General features: G+C 67.7%; 4 protein-coding genes. 3 read left to right on the top strand and 1 reads right to left on the bottom strand.

All coding sequences use genetic code 11. The features are described 5' to 3' along the window. On the bottom strand, positions 1–372 hold a 372-nt coding region (locus VMJ70_03560; protein HTO90185.1), incomplete at its 3' end, for a hypothetical protein. A 178-nt stretch (positions 373–550) separates the two neighbouring features. Between VMJ70_03560 and VMJ70_03555 the strand changes: the two genes are divergently transcribed. The 3 genes from VMJ70_03555 to VMJ70_03545 all read left to right on the top strand — a co-directional run. Further along, a complete protein-coding gene (locus VMJ70_03555) occupies positions 551–862 on the top strand; it encodes a hypothetical protein (GenBank protein ID HTO90184.1) in 312 nt (103 codons plus the stop codon). Between the two features lie 543 nt (positions 863–1,405). Beyond that, positions 1,406–1,801, top strand: coding sequence for a hypothetical protein (locus tag VMJ70_03550; protein ID HTO90183.1), 396 nt, complete (start codon positions 1,406–1,408; stop codon positions 1,799–1,801). A 273-nt stretch (positions 1,802–2,074) separates the two neighbouring features. After that, positions 2,075–3,240 (top strand): multidrug effflux MFS transporter (locus VMJ70_03545; protein HTO90182.1); only part of this gene is annotated, 1,166 nt, incomplete at its 3' end.

Here is a 3,240-nt window from a genome sequence, read left to right as displayed (position 1 = left end):
CATCGGCGCGAGCCACCAGGTGGTGGTCGCTTCCTCGCCGTCGAGCAAGCCTGCTTCGGCCAGCACGAAAGTGCCGACGCAGGCGGCGGCCATCGATGCGCCGTTACCCGCCCAGGCGCGCAGCATCGCCAATGCATCGCGTACATCGGCGCGCGTCAGCGCATGCTCCAGCGGCGCGGGCATCTTGCAGCCGATGGCCGGCACCACCACCCAATCCGGCGTCTTCTCGCGTTCCGCCGCCGCTGCGGGCACACCCAGGCCTTGCGCGGTGCGGATCCGGCGCCTCATGCCGGCGACCGTCACGTCGAAGCGCGGCGATTCCAATCCGCTCATCGCGGCCAACTCATTGGCAATGGCAAACGCATCGAGCACCGCGGCCAGCCCGGTATCGAATACCCCGTGGAGGGCGAGTAGCTTGATCTACATGGCAATAATGATACTAAAGATGTCGATTTTGCCAATAGCTTGACGGCGCCGCGAAACCTATAGTTCGGCCCTCGCCTGCCGCGCAATTCCGCATCCGGGGGCGAATTCAACCAGGAGAAACACGATGATTAAGCTCGCATTGTTCGCTCGCCTCGAGGCCAAGCCCGGCAAGGAAGCCGCCGTCGCCGATTTCCTCGAAACCGGCCTCGCGCTGGCGCGCCAGGAAGCCACCACGCCGATCTGGTTCGCCTTGCGCCTGTCGCCCACGACCTTCGGCGTATTCGACGCTTTCCATGACGAGGCCGGCCGCCAGGCGCATCTCTCCGGCCCGATCGCGCAAGCCTTGATGGCAAAGGCCCCGGAATTGTTTGCCAGCCCGCCATCGATCGAACCGATCGAGGTGCTCGGCTTGAAAAATACGGCTGGCTCGATGTAAGGCGACCGGCCCGGCGCTTGGCCTGCGGCACACGTAGGTCAAGCACCGCCTGCCCGCCCTCGATTGCAAATGAGAGCGCATACGCGATTTCCAAATGGCGGTTATTTGGCGTGCTCCTGATGCCGGCGGCCTGGGTGTGGCCGGAGACGGTGGACCCGCGAGCGTTGACCCCTGTAACGGATTCCCGGGCGCGGGGTGGACCGGTCGGCGGCCCGTTTGTTCCCAAGCGACCGGGCCGGTAGCGGCGCGGCGACGTGTGAGCAACGGGCAGCGCGCCAGGTGCGAGCGCTATCCTTGGACTCGCATCGTCCATGGAGTGCTCGGCCTCGACCGAATCGCGGACCGGCGGTCCTAAGTTCAGCCCTCAAGCCGGGCTCCCGATAGATACATACCGATAACAATCCGTGCGGATCGCGAAATTCCGCCGATACGCGCGGCCTCTAGCATCTCTTCCAGCTGCACGGCGCTCCGAACGTAAGCGCGTTCGCCAACTTCGCGGCGCATCCCGGGGCAACTGATTCGATTCATTACGGAGAACTCACCATGATCGCCGACCGCAGCGAGCAATTCGAAGGTCGCGCGACAACGCGCCCGCGCCCTTCCGCGCAGCGGTACACCCCGCGCTGCGGGCACGGCGTCGAGGCGCCGGCAAGCATCCAACGTCCCGCGCGGGACCGCGTCGCCGAGGCGTTTCGAGCCCTCGCGAACGGCGTCGAGCCAGGGGCGGCACGGGCACAAGCCGCGACGTTCTATCGCTCGAGTGGACAGGTCTGGGCGCGCTCGCTCGACGGGAAGGGCGAGCCCGTCTCTAGGGCGCACGTCGCCGCCGCGTTCGGGGCGATGGCGCACGGGGTCGACCCGAACGCTCGCGCGGCGACGCTTCACTTTTGCCGCGCAAGCAGGCGCGACTGGACGCGCGGATTGGGCGAAACGGCGTGATCTCTCGCAAGGGCAGACGCACCATGCGCCATTGCGCCGTCGCCAGGTCCTTCGGTTCGGGCGGCGCCAACGTGAACGCCACCCCGGGGTTGAGACTTCGCGTTCGCATGGACGCGCTCCGGATCGCGCGATACCGGGATTCGCGCGCCTACATTGTCCGCGCCGAGCATTTCGTCGCCGACCGCTTGCGGCCCCCAATCGCCGGCGCGTTTGTTCCGGGCGAGATCGAGCCGGAGTGGCCCCGTGGCTAGTCTCGCGCCGCCGAGGATGGGCATGGTCGCACTGGGGGCGCTGATCGCGGCCTACGCGCTCGGGCCCATGGCGACGCAGATCCTTACCCCCGCGGTACCGTTCGTGCACCGGGATTTCGGGATTCCCATGGCGGCCGCGCAGACGCTGATCAGTCTCGCGTTCGCGACGATCGCGTTGATGACTCTCGTCTACGGACCACTCTCGGACCGCTTCGGCCGCAGGCCCGTGATCCTGGTCGGCACCGGGCTCTTCTGCGTGGGAAGCCTCGTCGCTGCCGCTGCCCCCACCCCGGAGCTCCTGATCCTCGGCCGTATCGTGCAGGCGGCGGGCAGCTCAGCGGGGCTCGTGCTCGCACGCACCATCGTCCACGACGTCTACGGCCGGGACCGCAGCGGCCAGGTGCTGGCGCGAGTGACCGTGGTGATGATCTTCGTGCCGATGCTGTCCCCTGCAGTCGGCGGGGTGCTGCTCGACCGCGTGGGCTGGCGTGCGGTATTCGGGTTGTGCGCGCTGATCGGGGTGCTCGCGCTGTCGTTGCTTGCATTGCGCCTGCCCGAAACGCACGGCAAGCGCCGGGCTGACCTCGGCATTCGCAACGCGGTGCAGGACTTCAACGCCCTGCTCCGGGACCGCCGCTACCTCGCGCCGGCACTGTTCTTCTCGTTCGTGATGGCGACGTTCTTCGCCACACAGGCGGCGATCCCGTACCTCATCGTCGAGGTGCGGGGCGGCTCGGCGACCGAGTACGGCGTGTGGTTCGCGGTGCTCTGCGTCTTCTACGTCGCCGGCAACTACCTGACTGGCCGCTGGGGTGACCGATTCACACGCCCGCAGCTCATGCTGATATCGGGGATTGGCTGCCTTGCGTCGGCGATCGCGGGTTGGATCGCGGCGAGCACGCTCGAGTGGAGCACTCCGGTGGTTTTCGTACCGGCAATCGCGCTGTCCTTCTTCGGCGCGATCGCCATTGCCCCTGTCCAGGCAGACGCCGTGGCCGCCCAGCCCGAGCGCTCGGGCGCCGCCTCGGGACTGATGAGCGGGATGCAGATGGCGATCGGCGCCTGCGTGGTGCAGCTCGTCGGGTTCAGCCACGATGGCTCGCCGCACCCGATGTTCGCCATCCTCGTCGCGTGCGTCGTCCTGGCGCTCGTCGCGTTCGCCCTGGGGTACGCCCAACCGCGGCCAGC

The sequence above is a fragment of the Candidatus Sulfotelmatobacter sp. genome (assembly GCA_035498555.1).
In the GTDB taxonomy this organism is placed as follows: Bacteria; Eisenbacteria; RBG-16-71-46; order RBG-16-71-46; family RBG-16-71-46; genus DATKAB01.
This window is presented reverse-complemented; position numbering and strand designations above follow the sequence as displayed.